A 20,445-nucleotide genomic window follows, 5' to 3' on the forward strand; every position below is an offset into this window, starting at 1 on the left:
ATGCTTGAAATTGGCGATTCTGTCACGTAGCTCTAAGACTAAGGTCGTCTGGAACCCGGCTCGCAGCCGAATAAAGTGGATACCGTTACAACAATAATCTGTGCTGCGAGGATAAAAACAATGAACGACAGCATTTACCTCTCGATTCAAAACAGCCCCCGTTTCAAGGAGCTGGTTAGCAAGCGAGAAAGGTTCGCCTGGATTCTTTCGGCGATCATGCTTGGGCTTTACTCCGCATTCATCCTTCTGATCGCTTACGGGCCGCAGGTGCTGGGGGCAAAAATCAGCCCTGAGTCGTCCATTACCTGGGGTATTCCGATTGGTGTCGGCCTGATCGTTTCGGCCTTCATCCTGACCGGGATCTACGTGCGACGCGCCAACGGCGAGTTCGACGACCTGAACAATGCGATTCTCAAGGAGGCTCAGCAATGATCCGGCGTCTACTGGCTCTTCTGAGTATTGCAGCCTTTGCACCGGCAGCCTGGGCGGCTGACGCCCTGACCGGTGCCGTGCAGAAACAACCCCTCAACGTGTCCGCCATCGTGATGTTCGTCGCGTTTGTCGGCGCGACCCTGTGCATCACCTACTGGGCCTCCAAGCGTAACAAATCGGCTGCCGACTACTACGCGGCAGGCGGCAAGATCACCGGTTTCCAGAACGGTCTGGCAATTGCCGGTGACTACATGTCCGCGGCGTCCTTCCTGGGGATTTCCGCGCTGGTGTTCACCTCCGGCTACGATGGCCTGATCTATTCGATCGGCTTCCTGGTGGGCTGGCCGATCATTCTGTTCCTGATCGCCGAGCGTCTGCGTAACCTGGGTAAATACACCTTTGCCGACGTGGCGTCCTACCGCCTCGGGCAAACCCAGATCCGTTCGCTGTCTGCCTGCGGTTCGCTGGTGGTGGTAGCGTTTTACCTGATCGCGCAAATGGTGGGTGCCGGCAAGCTGATCCAGCTGCTGTTCGGTCTCGACTACCATGTGGCCGTGATCCTGGTCGGTATCCTGATGTGCGCCTATGTGCTGTTCGGCGGCATGCTGGCAACCACCTGGGTACAGATCATCAAGGCTGTGCTGCTGCTGTCCGGTGCTTCCTTCATGGCACTGATGGTGATGAAGCACGTTAACTTCGACTTCAGCATGCTATTCTCCGAGGCGGTCAAGGTTCACCCTAAAGGTGAAGCGATCATGAGCCCGGGCGGCCTGGTGAAAGATCCTATCTCCGCGTTCTCCCTGGGCCTGGCACTGATGTTCGGTACCGCTGGCCTGCCGCACATCCTGATGCGCTTCTTCACCGTGAGCGACGCCAAGGAAGCGCGCAAGAGCGTGCTGTACGCAACCGGTTTCATCGGCTACTTCTACATCCTGACCTTCATCATCGGTTTTGGCGCGATCCTGCTGGTCAGCACCAACCCGGCGTTCAAGGATGCGGCTGGCGCGCTGTTGGGCGGTAACAACATGGCGGCGGTGCACCTGGCAGACGCAGTGGGCGGCAGTATCTTCCTGGGCTTCATCTCGGCAGTAGCGTTCGCGACCATCCTGGCAGTGGTTGCCGGTCTGACCCTGGCCGGTGCTTCGGCGGTGTCCCACGACCTGTATGCCAGCGTGATCAAGAAAGGCAAGGCCAACGAGAAGGACGAGATCCGCGTTTCGAAAATCACCACCATCACCCTGGCGGTGCTGGCGATCGGCCTGGGCATCCTGTTCGAAAGCCAGAACATCGCGTTCATGGTGGGCCTGGCGTTCTCCATCGCCGCGAGCTGCAACTTCCCGGTACTGCTGCTCTCCATGTACTGGAAAAAGCTGACCACCCGCGGTGCGATGATCGGCGGCTGGCTGGGCCTGCTCAGTGCCGTTGGCCTGATGATCCTCGGCCCGACCATCTGGGTGCAGATCCTGCACCACGAGAAGGCCATCTTCCCGTACGAGTACCCAGCGCTGTTCTCGATGATCATTGCGTTCGTCGGTATTTGGTTCTTCTCGATCACCGACAAGTCGACCGCAGCCGACAAAGAGCGGGCGCTGTTCTTCCCGCAATTCGTACGCTCGCAGACCGGTCTGGGCGCAAGTGGAGCGGTTTCGCACTAAGGCGTGATGCTTTTATATAGATAACCACGCTTGAAAAAATTACCCCGGTCGAGAGACCGGGGTATTTTTTTGCCCGCCAGTCCCCGACTTCCCCACCCCACTGTAGGAGCGAGCTTGCTCGCGATGGTCGTTAACGATGACGCTGACTATCTGACACCCAGCGTTGCCTGAACCACCATCGCGAGCAAGCTCGCTCCTACAGGGTAAAGCGCGCGATTTTATAGGCGCCACAGATTGCCCCGTCGGCAGGCCGAGTGGAGGTTCTGAGCAGTGGGCAACCCGGCATGGATGCCGGGTTAGCCGCCCTCGGCCAAGGATGGCCGATGGCGGCGCGCCCACGGAGCAGGACCGGAGCGAGGGAACCCGGAGCGCCAGCGAAGGGCCGTACGTCAGGGGCCGGGCGTTTTGGTGACTTTGGCGCTCCAAAGTCACCCGCCGTAAAGGCGGAACCAAAAGCGGCCGTTACCGCAGAAACGGACATGTACGCCTGTAAGGCCGCCATCGCGAGCAAGCTCGCTCCTACAGGGCCCCAAAGTCACCCGCCGTAAGGGCGGAACCGAAAGCGGGCCGTTACCGCAGAAATGGATATGTACACCTGTAAGGCCGCCATCGCGAGCAAGCTCGCTCCTACAGGGCCCCAAAGTCACCCGCCGTAGGGGCGGAACCTTAAGCGGCCGCACCCGCAGAAATGGATATGTACACCGGAAGGCCGCCATCGCGGGCAGGCCCGCTCCCACAGGGGAGGGGGGAGGGGCACGACCTGCCACAAACAAAAACGGCCTCTATATAGATAGAGGCCGTTTCCGGTACAGCTCAACACGCTAGAGCAAGACAGATCTTACTTGCGGTCTTCCAGCTTGGTGATATCACGCGACTCGTAGCCGGTGTACAACTGGCGCGGGCGGCCGATCTTGTACGGGCTGGAGAGCATTTCCTTCCAGTGCGAGATCCAGCCGACAGTACGTGCCAGCGCGAAGATCACAGTGAACATGCTGGTTGGAATGCCGATCGCCTTGAGGATGATCCCCGAGTAGAAGTCGACGTTCGGGTACAGCGAGCGTTCGATGAAGTACGGGTCGGTCAGGGCGATCTCTTCCAGGCGCATGGCCAGTTCGAGTTGCGGATCGTTCTTGATGCCCAGTTCCTTCAGCACTTCGTCACAGGTCTGCTTCATGACGGTAGCGCGCGGGTCGCGGTTCTTGTAGACGCGGTGACCGAAGCCCATCAACTTGAACGGATCGTTCTTGTCCTTGGCCTTGGCGATGAACTTGTCGATGTTCGAGACATCGCCGATTTCATCGAGCATGGTCAGTACGGCTTCGTTCGCACCGCCGTGGGCAGGGCCCCACAGTGCGGCGATACCGGCGGCGATACAGGCGAACGGGTTGGCACCCGACGAACCGGCCAGACGTACGGTCGACGTCGAGGCGTTCTGCTCGTGGTCGGCGTGGAGGATGAAGATCCGGTCCATGGCCTTGGCGAGTACCGGGCTGATCGGTTTGATCTCGCACGGGGTGTTGAACATCATGTGCAGGAAGTTTTCCGCGTACGACAGGTCGTTGCGCGGGTACATCATGGGTTGGCCCATGGAGTACTTGTAAACCATCGCTGCCAGGGTTGGCATCTTGGCAACCAGGCGGATCGCGGAGATTTCGCGATGCTGCGGGTTATTGATGTCCAGGGAGTCGTGGTAGAAGGCGGAGAGGGCGCCGACTACGCCGCACATGACAGCCATCGGGTGGGCGTCGCGACGGAAACCGTTGAAGAAGGTCTTCAACTGTTCGTGAACCATGGTGTGGTTCTTGACGGTGCTGACGAACTGGGCCTTCTGTTCTGCGGTCGGCAGTTCGCCGTTGAGCAGCAGGTAGCAGGTTTCCAGGTAGTCCGACTTCTCGGCCAGTTGCTCGATCGGGTAGCCGCGATGCAGCAGGATGCCGTTGTCGCCGTCGATGTAGGTGATCTTCGACTCGCAGGAGGCGGTCGACATGAAACCAGGGTCAAAGGTGAAACGGCCCGTGGCCGTCAGGCCCCGTACGTCGATAACATCGGGACCAACGGTGCCGGTTAAAATGGGCAGCTCGACGGGGGCTGCGCCCTCGATGATCAACTGCGCTTTTTTGTCAGCCATGTGGCCTCCTATTTATGCTTGAAATCATCAGACAGACCCCCCACGCAGGGCCCGCACCACTATAGTGAGATAAATTCGAATGTCAATTTGCCTAAAGTCTTGCTCCAGAAGGCTTTAACCCTACTTTTTTCTCGAAATTGCCTGCCATTTACGCCTTTTATCCAACTTGCGCAATCCGCTATTAGGGGAAGGTGAACGCGTTGTCATTAGTAGCCTAACTGTCTATACTCGGCAGCCGACCGCCAAGGGCTTTTGGGCTTGCGTTATTGGGGGTCGCCTCCCTGGGTGGTGGTTACCTGACCAGTGCACTCCCCAACAACTTTGCCCTGATTGTTAGGGGCTCTTCAGTGTGAAAAAAAAGCCGTGAAAAGCCAACGACCTGTAAACCTAGACCTAAGGACCATCAAACTCCCTGTCACTGCTTACACGTCCATTCTTCACCGTATTTCCGGTGTCATCCTCTTCGTGTGCCTTGCCATCATGCTTTACGCATTGGACAAGTCGCTGAGCTCCGAGGAAGGCTTCGGCGAGGTGAAAGCGTGTCTGACCAGTCCGCTGGCCAAGCTAGTGATTTGGGGCATCCTGTCCGCTCTGCTGTATCACCTGGTAGCCGGTGTGCGCCATTTGATCATGGACATGGGCATCGGTGAGACGCTGGAAGGCGGCAAGCTGGGCTCGAAAATCGTTATCGCCGTTTCCGTGGTGGTAATCGTTCTGGCAGGAGTTTGGATATGGTAACTAACGTCACGAACCTCTCGCGTTCGGGCCTCTATGACTGGATGGCGCAACGCGTGTCGGCGGTCGTTCTCGCGGCTTATTTCATTTTCCTGATCGGCTACGTCGTTGCCCACCCTGGCATCAGCTACGCCCAATGGCATGAACTGTTCGCCAGCAACTGGATGCGAATTTTCAGTCTCCTGGCCCTTGTTGCCCTCGGCGCTCACGCCTGGGTCGGCATGTGGACCATCGCGACCGACTACCTGACGCCAATGGCGTTCGGCAAGTCCGCGACTGCAATTCGTTTCCTTTTCCAGGCAGTATGCGGCGTCGCGATGTTCGCTTACTTCGTCTGGGGTGTGCAGATTCTCTGGGGTATCTGAGTCATGGCTAACATTCCAACGATTTCTTTCGACGCCATCATCATTGGTGGTGGCGGCGCCGGCATGCGCGCAGCGCTGCAGCTGGCACAGGGCGGTCACAAGACTGCCGTGATCACCAAGGTGTTCCCGACCCGTTCGCACACCGTATCGGCTCAAGGCGGCATCACCTGCGCCATCGCCTCTGCGGATCCGAACGATGACTGGCGCTGGCACATGTACGATACCGTCAAGGGTTCCGACTACATCGGTGACCAGGACGCTATCGAATACATGTGTCAGGAAGGCCCGGCTGCCGTTTTCGAGCTGGACCACATGGGTCTGCCATTCTCCCGTACCGAACAAGGCCGCATCTACCAGCGTCCATTCGGTGGCCAGTCCAAGGACTACGGCAAAGGCGGCCAGGCTGCACGTACCTGCGCGGCATCCGACCGTACCGGTCACGCCCTGCTGCATACCCTTTACCAAGGCAACCTGAAAGCCGGTACCACGTTCCTGAACGAGTACTACGCTGTTGACCTGGTGAAAAACGATGCTGGCGATTTCGTCGGCGTTATCGCCATCTGCATCGAAACCGGCGAAACCACCTACATCCGTTCGAAAGCCACCGTGCTGGCGACCGGCGGTGCTGGCCGTATCTACGCTTCGACCACCAACGCCCTGATCAACACCGGTGACGGTGTCGGCATGGCCCTGCGTGCAGGCGTACCGGTACAAGACATCGAAATGTGGCAGTTCCACCCGACCGGCATCGCCGGCGCCGGTGTACTGGTAACCGAAGGTTGCCGTGGTGAAGGTGGTTACCTGATCAACAAACACGGCGAGCGTTTCATGGAGCGTTATGCTCCGAACGCCAAAGACCTGGCAGGTCGTGACGTGGTTGCTCGCTCGATGGTTAAGGAAATCATCGCGGGTAACGGTTGCGGTCCTAACGGCGACCACGTAATGCTCAAACTCGACCACCTGGGCGAGGAAGTGCTGCACAGCCGTCTGCCGGGCATTTGCGAACTGTCGAAAACGTTTGCTCACGTTGACCCGGTCGTTGCTCCGGTTCCGGTCGTTCCAACCTGCCACTACATGATGGGCGGCGTTGCCACCAACATTCATGGCCAGGCGATCACCCAGAACGCCGAAGGCGTGGACACCATCATCCCAGGCCTGTTCGCCGTAGGCGAAGTGGCTTGCGTATCGGTTCACGGTGCCAACCGCCTGGGCGGCAACTCGCTGCTCGACCTGGTGGTCTTCGGCCGTGCTGCCGGCCTGCACCTGGAAAAGGCGCTGACCGACGGTATCGAATACGACGACGCCACCGAAGCCAACATCAACGCCGCCCTGGCCCGTCTGTCCGCCCTGAACGAGCGTACCGATGGCGAAGACGTGGCTACCCTGCGTCGCGAGCTGCAAAGCTGCATGCAGAACTACTTCGGTGTATTCCGTACCGGCGAATACATGCAGAAGGGTATTGCCCAGCTGGCCGAACTGCGCGCACGTATTGCCAACGTCAAGATCAACGACAAGTCGCAAGCGTTCAACACGGCTCGTATCGAGGCTCTGGAACTGCAAAACCTGCTGGAAGTGGCTGAAGCTACTGCCATCGCTGCCGAAGTACGTAAAGAGTCCCGCGGTGCTCACGCCCGTGAAGACTTCGAAGATCGTGACGACGAAAACTGGCTGTGCCACACCCTGTACTTCCCGGGTGAGAAACGCGTTGCCAAGCGTGCCGTGAACTTCTCGCCGAAGACTGTTCCGACTTTCGAACCTAAAGTCCGGACTTATTAAGGGTGACCGCCATGTTGCAAGTCAGTGTTTATCGTTACAACCCTGATCAGGACGCTGCGCCGTTCATGCAGGAATTCCAGGTCGATACCGGTGGTAAGGACCTGATGGTGCTGGACGTGCTCGCGCTGATCAAAGAGCAGGACGAGGGTTTCTCCTACCGTCGTTCCTGCCGTGAAGGCGTTTGCGGCTCCGACGGCATGAACATCAACGGCAAGAATGGCCTGGCGTGCATCACGCCGCTGTCCGCTGTTGTAAAAGGTAACAAGTTGATCGTTCGTCCTCTGCCAGGTTTGCCGGTGATCCGTGACCTGGTCGTCGATATGAGCATCTTCTACAAGCAATACGAGAAGGTGAAGCCATACCTGCAGAACGACACGCCGGCCCCGGCCATCGAGCGTCTGCAGTCCCCGGAAGAGCGTGAAAAGCTCGACGGTCTGTACGAGTGCATCCTGTGCGCCTGCTGCTCGACCTCTTGCCCGTCCTTCTGGTGGAACCCGGACAAGTTCCTGGGCCCAGCTGCCCTGCTGCAAGCGTACCGCTTCCTGGCAGACAGCCGCGACACCAAGACTGCCGAGCGTCTGGCTTCGCTGGATGACCCGTTCAGCGTATTCCGCTGCCGCGGGATCATGAACTGCGTCAACGTCTGTCCGAAAGGCCTGAACCCGACTAAGGCCATCGGTCACGTACGTAACATGCTGCTGCAGAGCGGCGTGTGATTCAGCTGCTGTAAATGTAGTACCGCTGTACCCGTAGATGCTACGGCGCAGGCTTCAACCGGCGCCGTAGTTTTAACCTGAGCAGCAGCTGATGAAGCTGCGGCTCTTATTTTGAAGAAATGAGACAAGCAGGGGCATCCGGGCTGGTACCCGGACTATCAGCGTGATCCTAGGTGGCTTGTTTTGGTCGCTGCATTCGGACTTCTGCAAGTTTGCTCGGTGTCGACGCCGGTGGTGTTCCCCTAACCGAGGGTGACCAAGCATGCAAGAAAGCGTGATGCAGCGCATGTGGAACAGCGCCTACCTTTCCGGAGGTAACGCTGCCTATGTGGAAGAGCTTTATGAGCTCTACCTGCACGACCCTAACGCTGTGCCAGAAGAGTGGCGCACCTACTTTCAGAAGTTGCCGACCGAAGGCAACTCTGCCACCGATGTTTCGCACTCGACAATTCGCGATCATTTCGTCTTGCTGGCAAAGAACCAGCGCCGCGCCCAACCGGTTTCCGCCGGGAGCGTGAGCAGTGAGCACGAGAAGAAGCAAGTTGAAGTGCTGCGATTGATCCAGGCCTACCGTATGCGTGGCCATCAGGCAGCCAAGCTTGACCCGCTTGGGCTGTGGCAGCGTCCTGCACCAGCAGACCTGTCGATCAATCACTACGGCTTGACCAATGCCGATCTTGATACGACCTTCCGTGCCGGCGACCTGTTCATCGGCAAAGAGGAGGCGAGCCTACGCGAAATTCACGAAGCGTTGCAGCAGACATATTGCCGCACCATCGGCGCTGAATTTACGCACATCACCGATTCCGAGCAGCGCCAGTGGTTCCAGCAGCGTCTGGAAAGCGTGCGTGGCCGTCCTGCGTATTCCGCGGACATCAAGAGCCACTTGCTCGAGCGCGTAACCGCCGGTGAAGGCCTGGAAAAATACCTGGGCACCAAATACCCGGGCACCAAGCGTTTCGGCCTGGAAGGCGGCGAGAGCCTGATTCCAATGCTCGACGAGCTGATCCAGCGTTCCGGTTCCTACGGCACCAAGGAAATCGTCATCGGCATGGCCCACCGTGGCCGTCTGAACGTACTGGTCAACACCTTCGGCAAGAACCCGCGCGAGCTGTTCGACGAGTTCGAAGGCAAGAAGAAGGTCGAGCTGGGTTCCGGTGACGTTAAGTATCACCAGGGCTTCTCGTCCAACGTGATGACCACCGGCGGTGAAGTTCACCTGGCGATGGCGTTCAACCCGTCCCACCTGGAAATCGTTTCGCCAGTGGTCGAGGGTTCGGTTCGCGCCCGTCAGGATCGCCGCAACGATGCAACCGGTGAGAAGGTTCTGCCGATCTCCATCCACGGTGACGCGGCATTCGCCGGTCAGGGCGTGGTCATGGAAACCTTCCAGATGTCGCAGACCCGCGGTTTCAAGACCGGCGGTACCGTGCACATCGTGATCAACAACCAGGTTGGTTTCACCATCAGCAACCCGCTGGACTCGCGCTCCACCGAGTACGCGACCGACGTTGCGAAAATGATCCAGGCGCCGATCCTCCATGTGAATGGTGATGATCCGGAAGCCGTTCTGTTCGTGACCCAGCTGGCCATCGACTATCGCATGCAGTTCAAGCGTGACGTGGTGATCGACCTGGTCTGCTACCGTCGTCGTGGCCACAACGAAGCCGACGAACCAAGCGGCACCCAGCCTCTGATGTACCAGCAGATCACCAAGCAGCGCACCACCCGTGAGCTGTATGCCGACAGCCTGACTCAGGCTGGCGTGCTGGATGCAGAGCGTGTTCAGGCGAAAGTCGACGAATACCGCAATGCGCTGGACAACGGTCTGCATGTAGTAAAAAGCCTGGTCAAAGAGCCGAACAAAGAGCTGTTCGTGGACTGGCGTCCGTATCTGGGCCACGCCTGGACCGCGCGTCACGACACTCGCTTCGATCTGAAGACCTTGCAGGAGCTGTCCGCCAAGCTGCTGGAAACTCCGGAAGGCCTCGTCGTGCAGCGTCAGGTTGCCAAGATCTACGAAGACCGTCAGAAGATGCAAGCCGGTGGCCTGCCGATCAACTGGGGCTTCGCCGAGACCATGGCGTACGCGACCCTGCTGTTCGAAGGTCACCCGATTCGCATGACCGGTCAGGATATCGGCCGCGGTACGTTCTCGCACCGTCACGCTGTTCTGCACAACCAGAAAGATGCCAGCACCTACGTACCGCTGAAGAACCTGTACGACGGTCAGCCGCGTTTCGAGATGTACGACTCGTACCTGTCGGAAGAAGCGGTACTGGCATTCGAATACGGTTACTCGACCACCACGCCGGATGCGCTGGTGATCTGGGAAGCCCAGTTCGGCGATTTCGCCAACGGTGCCCAGGTGGTTATCGACCAGTTCATCACCAGTGGCGAGCACAAGTGGGGCCGTCTGTGCGGTCTGACCATGCTGCTGCCGCACGGTTATGAAGGTCAGGGGCCGGAGCACTCTTCGGCGCGTCTGGAGCGTTACCTGCAATTGTGTGCCGAGCACAACATTCAGGTGGCTGTACCGACTACCCCGGCTCAGATCTACCACTTGCTGCGTCGTCAGGTGATCCGTCCGCTGCGCAAGCCGTTGATCGTGTTGACTCCGAAGTCGCTGCTGCGTCACAAGCTGGCCATCTCGACCCTGGAAGACCTGGCCGAAGGTTCGTTCCAGACCGTTATCCCGGAAATCGATGCCCTGGACCCGACCAAGGTCGAGCGCGTTGTTCTGTGTAGCGGCAAGGTCTACTACGACCTGCTGGAAAAACGCCGTGCCGAAGGCCGTGACGATATTGCCATCGTGCGTATCGAGCAGCTGTACCCATTCCCTGAGGACGACCTGAAGGAAGTCCTGGCTCCTTACACCAACGCCAAACATGCCGTCTGGTGCCAGGAAGAGCCGATGAACCAGGGTGCCTGGTACTGCAGCCAACACCACCTGCGTCGCAGCATTGCGAACCTCAACAAGTCTCTCGTACTGGAGTACGCGGGCCGTGAGGCTTCTGCTGCACCTGCATGTGGTTACGCATTGATGCACGCCGAGCAGCAGGAAAAACTGCTGCAAGACGCCTTTACTGTTTAACGCCTTCGCGCACCTGAAACCGAATTTAAGGAACCACAGACAATGGCTATCGAGATCAAAGCCCCCACTTTCCCGGAATCGGTTGCCGATGGCACCGTTGCCACCTGGCACAAACAACCGGGCGACGCGGTCAAGCGCGACGAGCTGATCGTCGACATCGAAACCGACAAAGTCGTACTGGAAGTGCTGGCCACTGCTGACGGCGTGCTGGGCGCAATCGTCAAGAACGAAGGCGACACCGTTCTGTCCGACGAAGTGCTGGGCTCGATCGTTGAAGGTGGCGCTGCTGCCGCCGCTCCGGCTGCCGCTGCTGCTCCGGCCGCTGCCCAGGCTGCTGCTCCTGCTGCCGAAGGCGAAGACGATCCAGTCGCCGCCCCGGCCGCTCGCAAGCTGGCTGAAGAAAACGGCATCAACATCGCTTCCGTTGCCGGCACCGGCAAAGGCGGTCGCGTGACCAAGGAAGACGTGGTTGCAGCCGTAGCCGCCAAGAAAGCTGCTCCAGCCGCAGCACCTGCCAAGGCTGCCGCACCGGCCGCTGCCGCTCCTGTGTTCGCTGCTGGCGACCGCATCGAGAAGCGCGTACCGATGACCCGCGTTCGTGCAACCGTGGCCAAGCGCCTGGTAGAAGCACAATCGAACATGGCCATGCTGACCACTTTCAACGAAGTCGACATGACCGAAGTCATGGCCCTGCGTTCGAAGTACAAGGACCTGTTCGAGAAGTCCCACAACGGCGTACGCCTGGGCTTCATGTCGTTCTTCGTGAAAGCGGCCACCGAAGCGCTGAAACGCTTCCCGGCTGTCAACGCGTCGATCGACGGTGGCGACATCGTTTACCACGGCTACGCCGACATCGGTGTTGCCGTGTCCAGCGACCGTGGTCTGGTGGTGCCGGTCCTGCGTAACGCCGAGCTGATGAGCCTGGCTGAAATCGAAGGCGGCATCGCGACTTTCGGCAAGAAAGCCCGCGACGGCAAGCTGTCGATGGACGAAATGACCGGTGGCACCTTCACCATTACCAACGGCGGTACCTTCGGTTCGATGATGTCGACCCCGATCGTCAACCCGCCGCAGGCTGCTATTCTGGGCATGCACAACATCATCCAGCGTCCTATGGCAATCAACGGCCAGGTCGTTATCCGTCCGATGATGTACCTGGCACTGTCCTACGATCACCGTCTGATCGATGGCAAAGAAGCTGTAACCTTCCTGGTGACCATCAAGAACCTGCTGGAAGATCCGGCTCGTCTGTTGCTGGATATCTGATAGAAGCAGCCATGAGCTGCAAGCTTCAAGCCGCCTGAGAGGGCGGCCTGGCTTGCAGCTTGCGGCTTGAAGCTTTTCGCTAAAGAGGATTTTTTGAATGTCGCAGAAATTTGACGTAGTAGTGATCGGCGCGGGCCCTGGCGGCTACGTGGCCGCCATCAAGGCCGCACAATTGGGCTTTTCCGTTGCTTGCATCGAGAAATACACCGATGGCGAGGGCAAACTGGCCCTGGGCGGCACCTGCCTGAACGTCGGCTGCATTCCATCCAAGGCGCTGCTGGACAGCTCGTGGAAGTACAAGGAAGCGAAAGAAAGCTTCAACGTCCACGGCATCTCCACTGGCGAAGTCAAAATGGACGTCGCTGCGATGGTTGGCCGCAAGGCTGGCATCGTCAAGAACCTGACCGGCGGTGTTGCCACCCTGTTCAAGGCCAACGGCGTTACTTCGATCCAGGGCCACGGCAAGCTGCTGGCCGGCAAGAAAGTCGAAGTCACCAAGCCTGACGGTTCGGTTGAAGTCATCGATGCCGAGAACGTGATCCTGGCCTCCGGCTCGCGTCCGATCGACATCCCGCCTGCTCCAGTCGACCAGAAAGTCATCGTTGACTCCACTGGCGCCCTGGAATTCCAGACCGTGCCTAAGCGTCTGGGCGTGATCGGCGCCGGCGTGATCGGCCTGGAACTGGGTTCGGTATGGTCGCGTCTGGGTGCAGAAGTGACTGTCCTGGAAGCCCTGGACACCTTCCTGATGGCTGCTGACACCGCCGTTTCCAAGGAAGCGCTGAAAACCCTGACCAAACAGGGCCTGGACATCAAACTGGGCGCTCGCGTGACCGGTTCGAAAGTCAACGGCGACGAAGTCGTGGTTAACTACACCGATGCCAACGGCGAACAGACCATCACTTTCGACAAGCTGATCGTAGCCGTTGGTCGCCGTCCAGTGACCACTGATCTGCTGGCTGCCGACAGCGGCGTGACCATCGACGAGCGTGGTTTCGTGTTCGTTGACGACCACTGCGCCACCAGCGTACCGGGCGTCTACGCCATCGGTGACGTGGTTCGCGGCATGATGCTGGCGCACAAGGCGTCGGAAGAGGGCATCATGGTCGTCGAGCGCATCAAGGGCCACAAAGCCCAGATGAACTATGACCTGATCCCTTCGGTTATTTATACTCACCCGGAAATCGCGTGGGTCGGTAAAACCGAACAGGCCTTGAAAGCTGAAGGCGTAGAAGTTAACGTCGGCAGCTTCCCGTTCGCAGCATCCGGCCGTGCCATGGCCGCCAACGATACCGGTGGTTTCGTCAAGGTCATCGCCGATGCCAAGACTGACCGTGTATTGGGCGTCCACGTGATTGGCCCGAGCGCTGCAGAACTGGTTCAGCAAGGCGCGATCGCGATGGAATTCGGCACCAGCGCTGAAGACCTGGGCATGATGGTTTTCTCCCATCCGACCCTGTCCGAAGCCTTGCACGAAGCAGCTTTGGCTGTGAATGGCGGCGCCATCCACATCGCCAACCGCAAGAAGCGTTAAGACAATAAGAAACCACGGCGGTTTGGCCCGTCGTGAGCCTTGCGTGCAAGACTCACCGCGGAATATCCGCTGGACGCAGTCTTGCGTAGCCCAGGCTACGCAAGCAGCAGTCACAGGTGGTGCGGCACTTCAATGAGTGCAGCACCGAATGCGCAGTACCTAACGAAGACGGTAATAAGCATGAATCTTCACGAGTATCAGGGTAAGCAGCTGTTCGCTGAGTACGGCCTGCCAGTATCCACCGGTTACGCGGTAGACACCCCGGAAGCAGCAGCAGAAGCTTGCGACAAAATCGGCGGCAGCGAGTGGGTTGTCAAAGCCCAGGTCCACGCCGGTGGTCGCGGTAAAGCGGGCGGCGTCAAGCTGGTTCGCAACAAAGAAGACGCCAAAGCCTTCGCACAGCAGTGGCTGGGCAAGCGTCTGGTGACCTACCAGACTGACGCCAATGGTCAGCCTGTCACCAAGATCCTGGTTGAATCGTGCACTGATATCGCTAAAGAGCTGTACCTGGGCGCTGTCGTTGACCGTTCGAGCCGTCGCATCGTGTTCATGGCTTCCACCGAAGGTGGCGTGGACATCGAGAAAATCGCTCACGACACTCCAGAAAAAATTCTGAAGGCCACTATCGATCCACTGGTTGGCGCTCAGCCATTCCAGGGTCGCGAGCTGGCGTTCCAACTGGGCCTGGAAGGCAAGCAAGTTGCCCAGTTCGCCAAGATCTTCGTAGGTCTGGCCAAACTGTTCCAGGATCACGATCTGGCCCTGCTGGAAGTGAACCCGCTGGTGATCAAGGCTGACGGCGATCTGCACTGCCTGGACGCCAAGATCAACATCGACGCCAACGCCATGTACCGTCAGCCTAAGCTGAAGACTTTCCACGATCCGTCCCAGGACGATCCGCGCGAAGCGCACGCTGCCAAGTTCGAACTGAACTACGTAGCACTGGAAGGCAACATCGGTTGCATGGTCAACGGTGCTGGCCTGGCCATGGGTACCATGGACATCGTCAACCTGCACGGCGGCAAGCCAGCCAACTTCCTCGACGTGGGCGGCGGTGCTACCAAAGAACGCGTTACCGAAGCATTCAAGATCATTCTGTCCGACACCAACGTCGCTGCAGTACTGGTTAACATCTTCGGCGGCATCGTTCGTTGCGACATGATTGCCGAAGGCATCATCGGTGCAGTGAAAGAAGTCGGCGTGAAAATCCCGGTTGTTGTTCGTCTTGAAGGCAACAACGCTGAACTGGGCGCTAAAGTACTGGCAGAAAGCGGTTTGAACATCATCGCTGCTACCAGCCTGACCGACGCTGCTCAACAAGTCGTTAAAGCTGCGGAGGGCAAGTAATGAGCGTCCTGATCAATAAAGACACCAAAGTTATCTGCCAGGGTATTACCGGTTCGCAAGGTAGCTTCCACACCCAACAAGCCATCGAGTACGGTACTCAGATGGTGGGTGGCGTAACTCCAGGCAAAGGCGGCACCGAGCACTTGGGTCTGCCAGTGTTCAACACCGTGAAAGACGCCGTAGCAGCCACTGGCGCCACCGCCAGCGTGATCTACGTTCCGGCTCCTTTCTGCAAGGACTCGATCCTGGAAGCTGCTTTCGGCGGCATCAAGCTGATCGTCTGCATCACCGAAGGCATTCCTACCCTGGACATGCTGGACGCGAAAGTTAAGTGCGACGAGCTGGGTGTTACCCTGATCGGCCCTAACTGCCCAGGCGTGATCACCCCAGGCGAATGCAAGATCGGCATCATGCCAGGTCACATTCACTTGCCAGGCAAGGTCGGTATCGTTTCCCGTTCCGGCACCCTGACCTACGAAGCTGTGAAGCAGACCACTGACGCCGGTTTCGGTCAGTCGACTTGCGTCGGCATCGGCGGTGACCCGATCCCGGGCTCGAACTTCATCGACATCCTGAAACTGTTCCAGGAAGACCCGAAGACCGAAGCGATCGTGATGATCGGTGAGATCGGCGGTTCGGCTGAAGAAGAAGCGGCTGCCTACATCAAGGCAAACGTGACCAAGCCGGTTGTTTCCTACATCGCTGGTGTGACTGCTCCTCCGGGCAAGCGCATGGGCCATGCTGGCGCAATCATCTCTGGCGGCAAAGGCACTGCAGACGAGAAATTCGCTGCTCTGCAAGACGCAGGCGTAAAAACCGTGCGTTCGCTGGCAGACATCGGCAAGGCCCTGGCCGAGCTGACTGGTTGGGCTGTCAAGTAAGCCTCGTGCTTAACTGACGCTTTACCAAACAAAGGCCACCTTCGGGTGGCCTTTGTCGTTCCCGGCATGTGTGTTGTTTTTGCGAGCCCCATCGCGAGCAAGCTCGCTCCTACAGTGTTGTGGTGCATACAAAACCTGTAGGAGCGGGCTTGCCCGCGATGGGGACCTCTCTGTCGAAACACAATTTCATACTAAAACGCGACACAAAGATGTCGCAGATCGGAATGTTTGCCCTCTAACAGTGCGTTTTTCTGCCAGATTCGTTAGTCTAGCCGCGATTTTTTCGCGTGAAGCCCACAAGGCATGCTCACGCCGAACGGGTCGGCCCTAAACGGATCGACAGCATTTCCCTCACCCATAGGGAAATCCCTCTCTAAATTCCGATTCAGTAGTGTGGTATTTCCTTAATGAAAGTGTTGAAAGGTCAGGACATCCTGGCGCTTGGTTTCATGACATTTGCCCTGTTTGTCGGGGCCGGTAACATCATCTTCCCGCCTATCGTCGGTTTGCAGTCCGGGCCTCATGTCTGGATGGCGGCACTGGGCTTCCTGATCACCGCGGTCGGCCTGCCGGTCATCACCGTCGTCGCCCTGGCCAAGGTCGGCGGTGCCATGGACTCCCTCAGCAGCCCGATCGGCAAGATCGCCGGTGGCTTGCTGGCGGCTGCCTGCTACCTCGCCGTGGGCCCTCTGTTCGCGACGCCGCGCACCGCGACCGTGTCGTTCGAAGTCGGCCTGGCGCCATTGACCGGCGAGAGCCCGCTGGCACTGTTCCTCTACAGCGCCGTGTATTTCCTGCTGGTGTTCTTCATCTCGCTCTACCCGGGCCGCCTGTTGGACACCGTAGGCCGCTTCCTCGCGCCCCTGAAGATCATCGCCCTGGCCGTGCTCGGTATCGCCGCGTTCGCCCTGCCGGCCGGTGACATTGGCGTCGCCACGCCCGAATACGTCGCCGCGCCGTTCTCCCAGGGGTTCATCAATGGTTACCTGACCATGGATACCCTGGGTGCTCTGGTGTTCGGTATCGTCATCGTCAATGCCATCCGCTCCCGTGGCGTCGAGTCGCCGGCGTTGATCACCCGTTACGCGGTGATCGCCGGGCTGATCGCCGGTGTGGGCCTGGCGCTGGTGTACGTCAGCCTGTTCCGTCTCGGTTCGGGCAGCCATGAAGTGGCGGCCGGTGCCACCAACGGTGCGGCCGTGCTGCATGCGTACGTCCAGCACACCTTCGGCTCGCTGGGCAGCGGTTTCCTCGCGGTGCTGATCTCGCTGGCCTGCCTGGTGACGGCGGTTGGCCTGACCTGTGCCTGCGCCGAATACTTCAGCCGTGTACTGCCGCTGTCCTACAAGACGCTGGTGGTGATCCTGGCGGCATTCTCGCTGCTGGTGTCCAACCTGGGCCTGACCAAGCTGATTGCGTTCTCCATCCCGGTGCTGACCGCGATCTACCCGCCGTGCATCGCCCTGGTTGCCCTGAGCTTCTGCAAGGACTTCTGGCATGAGCAGGGGCGTATCGTCGGCCCGGTGATGCTGGTGTCGTTCCTGTTCGGTGTGGTTGATGCCCTCAAGGGTGCCGGTCTGGCGGACTGGATGCCGGCCCAGCTGGCTCACCTGCCACTGAGCGAGCAAGGCTTGGCGTGGCTGGTGCCATCGGTCATGACCCTGGTGGTCGCGGTGGTGTGCGACCGCTTGCTCGGCAAGCGCGCCGAAGCGCTGGCGTAAGCTTCACTGCTCAACCGAAATGCCCCGTATCGAAAGATACGGGGCATTTTTTATGCGCATCAGGCAGTGTCTTTTTCCTTGAGCTAACGTCGAAACATTGCAATTTTCCTGTGGGAGCTAGCTTGCTCGCGATGCTGTAACGGCTGCATCGCCATCGCGAGCAGGCTCGCTCCCACAGGATTTCGTGTCTTGCCATTCCATCACAAGGACCTGCATGTCGTTCATCCAAGCCAACCTCATTCACATCATCGCCGCCGCCTGGTTCGTCATCTGCTGGGGTGGCTACACCCGTTATGCGACGTGGAAGGGGCGCGACACCGCGTGCCTGGCCAGTGTGCTGCACCTGTACCGTGAAGACTGGATGCGCCGGATGTTGCTGCGCGACAACCGCATCGCCGATGCCAGCGTGATCGGCAACCTGGAGCGCAACGCGTCGTTCTTCGCCTCCAGTACGCTGATTATCCTGGCCGGCATTCTCACGGTGCTGGGGGCTTCGGACAGGGCGGTGTCGTTGCTGGCGGATATCCCCATGGTGCAGCAGGCCTCCCAGGGCATGTCGGAAATCAAGCTGCTGTGCCTGGCGTTGGTGTTTGTCTATGCCTTCTTCACGTTCAGCTGGTGCATGCGCCAATACAACTTTGCCGCCATCCTGGTGGGCTCGGCGCCGATGATCGGTGAGCGCCATGTCTCCGAACAGGAGCGCAAGGCCTTTGCGGCCCGGGCGGCGCGGGTGATCTCCATGGCCGCCAACCAGTTCAACTTCGGCCTGCGTTCCTACTATTTCGGCATGACCATGCTCGCCTGGTTCATCAGCCCGTGGCTGTTCATGCTGATGAGTGCCGGGGTGGTGCTGGTGCTCTATCGCCGGGAATTTCATTCCGACGTGCTCGACGTGATGGTCTATACCCCTACAGAGGCGCCATTGCCCGAAGCGACTAAAGAGGCTGCTTGATGAGTATTCCGTTCTGGTGTGTGTTTATCAGTGCCTTGCTGATCTACATCGCCCGCATGCCGGTGACCAAGGCCATGAAAGAGCAGGGCGGTTACGACAACCATCTGCCGCGCCAGCAACAGGCGCAACTCACCGGGTTCGGTGCCAGAGCGCTGGCGGCGCACCAGAACAGTATCGAGGCGTTCATTCTGTTTGCGGTGGGGGTGTTGATGGCGCATACCACGCAGACGGCGGGATGGCTGATTGATTCGCTGGCAATTATCTTCGTGATTGCCCGTGTGTTGTACTTGTTGTGCTATTGGCGTGATCTTGCCTGGCAAAGAAGTATGCTCTGGCTGGTCGGGCTAGTGGCTTCACTGTTGTTGATGATTAGTCCGACTTTTAGAACTATTTTGCTCTAAGCGAGCAAATGACGGACAAAAGAAAACCCGCATCTGGCGGGTTTTCTTTTTCACACTAAAAACTCATTTTCAGTTTTTAGGTGCTTCTTCGGCAGCGGCTTTGTTCGATTCAGCCTGATCTTTGGCAGCTTCGGCATTTTCTTTCGCTGCGTCGTTCACTTTATCCTGAGCCTCATTCATTTTTTCCTGAGCTTGCTCGGCGTGTTGGTTGGCATCTTGAGCTTTGTCCTCGGATTTTTTATCGCAGGCGGCGAGACCGAGGGAAGCGGTCAACATCAAGGCAATAGCTAAAGTCTTACGCATGGGGTGTTTCTCCTTATGGAAATCATCTACTTGCCCTTTCGAGCGTGGCCTTGATGGTTAAGTTCCTTGAATCGTTCAGATATATAAGTTTGATACGGCGGGGAACTTTTACTGAATGCGCCTAGTGCCATCTCTGATTATTAATAAGAGTTCTTATCAAATGGCGGAAAACCCCGTTTTTGAGCGTGCGACGAGATTCTTGTCGGCCCTGCGACACTGTCAGGTCCTGGGGCTGCGCGTGCACAGTGCCAGCAGTGACGGACTGACGGTGATCCTGCCGTACAGCCAGCAAATCGTCGGCAATCCGCAAACCGGAGTCATCCACGGCGGCGCACTGACTTCGTTGATGGACACCGCCTGTGGCATGTCCACACTGTGCGTACTGCCCGAATTCGAAGTGTGTCCGACCCTGGACCTGCGTATCGACTACATGCACGCCGCCGAACCGCACAAGGATGTGTACGGCTTCGCCCACTGCTATCGGGTCACCACGGACGTGATCTTTGCCCGTGGGTTCGCCTACCAGGACGACCCTGAGCAACCTATCGCCCATGTCGTGGGCACGTTCATGCGCATGGGCAAGGGTGTCAAAGGTACCAAGGGTTTTGGCGGTGCCATCGCGGGAGCGACGCCATGATCGACAACCTAAACGAACAACTGCAGCGGGCCCACGAGAAGGGTGACTACGCCGCGTTGCTGCAACTGATTCCCTACGCCCAACTGATCGGTGTCGAGTGCTCACGGGTTGGCGATGACCTGCTGTTCCGTCTGCCGGCGAACAAGGACAACATTGGTAACCCTTTACTGCCGGCGATTCATGGCGGGGTGATCGCCGGGTTCATGGAGCTGTCGGCGGCCCTGCATCTGTTGATCTTCACCGGGTCCCCGGATGTGCCGAAAATCATCGACTTTTCGCTGGATTACCTGCGTGCCGGGCAGTTCCGCGATACCTGGGCGCGTTGCCAGGTTTGCCGCCAGGGCCGTCGGGTGGCAAACGTCGCCGTGACGGCCTGGCAAAGCACCGAGGCAGAGCCCATCGCCACGGCCCGCGCGCATTTCAAAGTCGATGAGCCCTTGAAATCCTGAGCACCGTCCCCAACTTTGATGACAACCCGCCGCCGACCTTGAGGTCGCGGCCA

The 20,445-nt window shown here is 58.7% G+C and carries 18 protein-coding genes; 16 read left to right on the forward strand and 2 right to left on the reverse strand.

From position 1 onward, the window contains the following. Positions 1 to 120: 120 nt before the first annotated feature. Positions 121 to 432: a DUF485 domain-containing protein gene (locus tag ABVN20_RS00340; protein WP_236481302.1), complete on the forward strand. Its 312-nt coding sequence runs from the start codon at positions 121 to 123 to the stop codon at positions 430 to 432. After that, the gene (locus ABVN20_RS00345) at positions 429 to 2,087 is read left to right on the forward strand and encodes a cation acetate symporter (protein ID WP_368553149.1); all 1,659 of its coding nucleotides are present in this window, start codon (positions 429 to 431) and stop codon (positions 2,085 to 2,087) included. The genes ABVN20_RS00340 and ABVN20_RS00345 overlap by 4 nt, the downstream gene beginning before the upstream one ends. 838 nt (positions 2,088 to 2,925) lie before the next feature. Here the strand turns inward: ABVN20_RS00345 and gltA are convergent. Further along, entirely contained in the window at positions 2,926 to 4,215 is a 1,290-nt protein-coding gene (gltA, locus tag ABVN20_RS00350; RefSeq protein ID WP_201118699.1) for a citrate synthase, read from the reverse strand. A 363-nt stretch (positions 4,216 to 4,578) separates the two neighbouring features. Here gltA and sdhC point away from each other — a divergent pair, with 363 nt between their 5' ends. The 12 genes from sdhC (at position 4,579) to ABVN20_RS00410 (ending at position 19,003) form a co-directional block, all read left to right on the forward strand. After that, entirely contained in the window at positions 4,579 to 4,953 is a 375-nt protein-coding gene (gene sdhC, locus ABVN20_RS00355) for a succinate dehydrogenase, cytochrome b556 subunit (RefSeq protein WP_042955706.1), read from the forward strand. Then, on the forward strand, positions 4,947 to 5,315 hold the full coding sequence (sdhD, locus tag ABVN20_RS00360; protein WP_368553152.1) for a succinate dehydrogenase, hydrophobic membrane anchor protein: 369 nt from the start codon (positions 4,947 to 4,949) through the stop codon (positions 5,313 to 5,315). The genes sdhC and sdhD overlap by 7 nt, the downstream gene beginning before the upstream one ends. 3 nt (positions 5,316 to 5,318) lie before the next feature. After that, on the forward strand, positions 5,319 to 7,091 hold the full coding sequence (gene sdhA / locus ABVN20_RS00365; protein WP_368553153.1) for a succinate dehydrogenase flavoprotein subunit: 1,773 nt from the start codon (positions 5,319 to 5,321) through the stop codon (positions 7,089 to 7,091). A gap of 11 nt (positions 7,092 to 7,102) precedes the next feature. Further along, positions 7,103 to 7,807 (forward strand): succinate dehydrogenase iron-sulfur subunit, encoded by a 705-nt coding sequence (locus ABVN20_RS00370; protein ID WP_192302072.1) that lies wholly within the window; start codon positions 7,103 to 7,105, stop codon positions 7,805 to 7,807. 262 nt (positions 7,808 to 8,069) lie between these two features. Beyond that, on the forward strand, positions 8,070 to 10,901 hold the full coding sequence (locus tag ABVN20_RS00375) for a 2-oxoglutarate dehydrogenase E1 component (RefSeq protein WP_368553155.1): 2,832 nt from the start codon (positions 8,070 to 8,072) through the stop codon (positions 10,899 to 10,901). 42 nt (positions 10,902 to 10,943) lie between these two features. Further along, positions 10,944 to 12,167 carry a 2-oxoglutarate dehydrogenase complex dihydrolipoyllysine-residue succinyltransferase gene (gene odhB, locus ABVN20_RS00380; RefSeq protein WP_368553157.1) on the forward strand — a complete coding sequence of 408 codons (1,224 nt, stop codon included), beginning with the start codon at positions 10,944 to 10,946 and terminating at the stop codon, positions 12,165 to 12,167. Positions 12,168 to 12,264: 97 nt separating this feature from the next. Next, positions 12,265 to 13,701, forward strand: a complete 1,437-nt coding sequence (gene lpdA / locus ABVN20_RS00385) for a dihydrolipoyl dehydrogenase (RefSeq protein WP_368553158.1) — start codon at positions 12,265 to 12,267, stop codon at positions 13,699 to 13,701. Positions 13,702 to 13,881: 180 nt separating this feature from the next. Next, on the forward strand, positions 13,882 to 15,048 hold the full coding sequence (gene sucC / locus ABVN20_RS00390; protein ID WP_003223015.1) for an ADP-forming succinate--CoA ligase subunit beta: 1,167 nt from the start codon (positions 13,882 to 13,884) through the stop codon (positions 15,046 to 15,048). After that, on the forward strand, positions 15,048 to 15,929 hold the full coding sequence (gene sucD / locus ABVN20_RS00395) for a succinate--CoA ligase subunit alpha (protein WP_368553160.1): 882 nt from the start codon (positions 15,048 to 15,050) through the stop codon (positions 15,927 to 15,929). Before sucC ends, sucD begins: the two co-directional genes overlap by 1 nt. A 407-nt stretch (positions 15,930 to 16,336) precedes the next feature. Next, complete coding sequence (gene brnQ, locus ABVN20_RS00400; protein WP_368553162.1) at positions 16,337 to 17,650, forward strand: branched-chain amino acid transport system II carrier protein; 1,314 nt, start codon at positions 16,337 to 16,339, stop codon at positions 17,648 to 17,650. Between the two features lie 214 nt (positions 17,651 to 17,864). After that, positions 17,865 to 18,602 carry a DUF599 domain-containing protein gene (locus ABVN20_RS00405; RefSeq protein WP_368553164.1) on the forward strand — a complete coding sequence of 246 codons (738 nt, stop codon included), beginning with the start codon at positions 17,865 to 17,867 and terminating at the stop codon, positions 18,600 to 18,602. Then, complete coding sequence (locus ABVN20_RS00410) at positions 18,602 to 19,003, forward strand: MAPEG family protein (protein WP_368553165.1); 402 nt, start codon at positions 18,602 to 18,604, stop codon at positions 19,001 to 19,003. Before ABVN20_RS00405 ends, ABVN20_RS00410 begins: the two co-directional genes overlap by 1 nt. A gap of 69 nt (positions 19,004 to 19,072) precedes the next feature. Here ABVN20_RS00410 and ABVN20_RS00415 read toward each other — a convergent pair whose 3' ends face one another. Continuing rightward, positions 19,073 to 19,306, reverse strand: a complete 234-nt coding sequence (locus ABVN20_RS00415; RefSeq protein ID WP_368553166.1) for a hypothetical protein — start codon at positions 19,304 to 19,306, stop codon at positions 19,073 to 19,075. Positions 19,307 to 19,466: 160 nt separating this feature from the next. On the opposite strand from ABVN20_RS00415, the gene ABVN20_RS00420 reads away from it, so the two are divergent. Both ABVN20_RS00420 and ABVN20_RS00425 read left to right on the forward strand, forming a co-directional pair. Further along, positions 19,467 to 19,943: a PaaI family thioesterase gene (locus ABVN20_RS00420; protein ID WP_368553168.1), complete on the forward strand. Its 477-nt coding sequence runs from the start codon at positions 19,467 to 19,469 to the stop codon at positions 19,941 to 19,943. Beyond that, positions 19,940 to 20,392: a PaaI family thioesterase gene (locus ABVN20_RS00425; RefSeq protein WP_368553170.1), complete on the forward strand. Its 453-nt coding sequence runs from the start codon at positions 19,940 to 19,942 to the stop codon at positions 20,390 to 20,392. The genes ABVN20_RS00420 and ABVN20_RS00425 overlap by 4 nt, the downstream gene beginning before the upstream one ends. Positions 20,393 to 20,445 lie beyond the last annotated feature (53 nt).

It is taken from the genome of Pseudomonas sp. MYb118 (genome assembly GCF_040947875.1).
In the GTDB taxonomy this organism is placed as follows: Bacteria; Pseudomonadota; Gammaproteobacteria; order Pseudomonadales; family Pseudomonadaceae; genus Aquipseudomonas.

Coding starts and splice junctions, on each gene's coding strand:
- ABVN20_RS00340 (WP_236481302.1), top strand. CDS start 121: ATGAACGACAGCATTTACCTCTCGATTCAAAACAGCCCCCGTTTCAAG.
- ABVN20_RS00345 (WP_368553149.1), top strand. CDS start 429: ATGATCCGGCGTCTACTGGCTCTTCTGAGTATTGCAGCCTTTGCACCG.
- gltA (WP_201118699.1), bottom strand. CDS start 4,215: ATGGCTGACAAAAAAGCGCAGTTGATCATCGAGGGCGCAGCCCCCGTC.
- sdhD (WP_368553152.1), top strand. CDS start 4,947: ATGGTAACTAACGTCACGAACCTCTCGCGTTCGGGCCTCTATGACTGG.
- sdhA (WP_368553153.1), top strand. CDS start 5,319: ATGGCTAACATTCCAACGATTTCTTTCGACGCCATCATCATTGGTGGT.
- ABVN20_RS00370 (WP_192302072.1), top strand. CDS start 7,103: ATGTTGCAAGTCAGTGTTTATCGTTACAACCCTGATCAGGACGCTGCG.
- ABVN20_RS00375 (WP_368553155.1), top strand. CDS start 8,070: ATGCAAGAAAGCGTGATGCAGCGCATGTGGAACAGCGCCTACCTTTCC.
- odhB (WP_368553157.1), top strand. CDS start 10,944: ATGGCTATCGAGATCAAAGCCCCCACTTTCCCGGAATCGGTTGCCGAT.
- lpdA (WP_368553158.1), top strand. CDS start 12,265: ATGTCGCAGAAATTTGACGTAGTAGTGATCGGCGCGGGCCCTGGCGGC.
- sucC (WP_003223015.1), top strand. CDS start 13,882: ATGAATCTTCACGAGTATCAGGGTAAGCAGCTGTTCGCTGAGTACGGC.
- sucD (WP_368553160.1), top strand. CDS start 15,048: ATGAGCGTCCTGATCAATAAAGACACCAAAGTTATCTGCCAGGGTATT.
- brnQ (WP_368553162.1), top strand. CDS start 16,337: ATGAAAGTGTTGAAAGGTCAGGACATCCTGGCGCTTGGTTTCATGACA.
- ABVN20_RS00405 (WP_368553164.1), top strand. CDS start 17,865: ATGTCGTTCATCCAAGCCAACCTCATTCACATCATCGCCGCCGCCTGG.
- ABVN20_RS00410 (WP_368553165.1), top strand. CDS start 18,602: ATGAGTATTCCGTTCTGGTGTGTGTTTATCAGTGCCTTGCTGATCTAC.
- ABVN20_RS00415 (WP_368553166.1), bottom strand. CDS start 19,306: ATGCGTAAGACTTTAGCTATTGCCTTGATGTTGACCGCTTCCCTCGGT.
- ABVN20_RS00420 (WP_368553168.1), top strand. CDS start 19,467: ATGGCGGAAAACCCCGTTTTTGAGCGTGCGACGAGATTCTTGTCGGCC.
- ABVN20_RS00425 (WP_368553170.1), top strand. CDS start 19,940: ATGATCGACAACCTAAACGAACAACTGCAGCGGGCCCACGAGAAGGGT.